This is a genomic window from Xenorhabdus sp. NBAII XenSa04, assembly GCF_963866145.1.
GTDB classification, from domain to species: Bacteria; Pseudomonadota; Gammaproteobacteria; order Enterobacterales; family Enterobacteriaceae; genus Xenorhabdus; species Xenorhabdus indica.
Window position 1 is genome coordinate 1 of sequence record NZ_CAWMEB010000318.1, and the last position, 353, is coordinate 353.

The 353-nt window shown below is 49.6% G+C and carries 1 protein-coding gene; it reads left to right on the forward strand.

The features are described from left to right. On the forward strand, window positions 1-353 hold a 353-nt coding region (locus AAC147_RS11280; protein ID WP_047686639.1), incomplete at both ends, for an AMP-binding enzyme.

Genomic DNA, 353 nt, shown 5'->3' on the forward strand with positions numbered 1-353 from the left:
TTAAACCGGCCTGAACTGACCGCCGGGCGGTTTGTGGCAAATCCGTTTGCTACGGATAAGGACAAGTCGCTCGGCTACACCCGTCTGTATAAAACCGGCGATTTGGTGCGTTGGTTATCGGATGGCAATCTGGACTATCTGGGGCGCAATGATTTTCAGGTGAAAATTCGTGGTTATCGTATTGAATTGGGGGAAATTGAAAGCGCACTGGCTGCACATCCGCAGGTCAAGCAGGCGGTGGTGATTGATCGCGAACATGAGGGTAATAAAACGCTGGTAGCCTATTGGGTTGCGGAAAATTCGGTTGCGGAAAGCAAGCTTTCGGATAATGAGTTGTTCAGACACTTATCTGA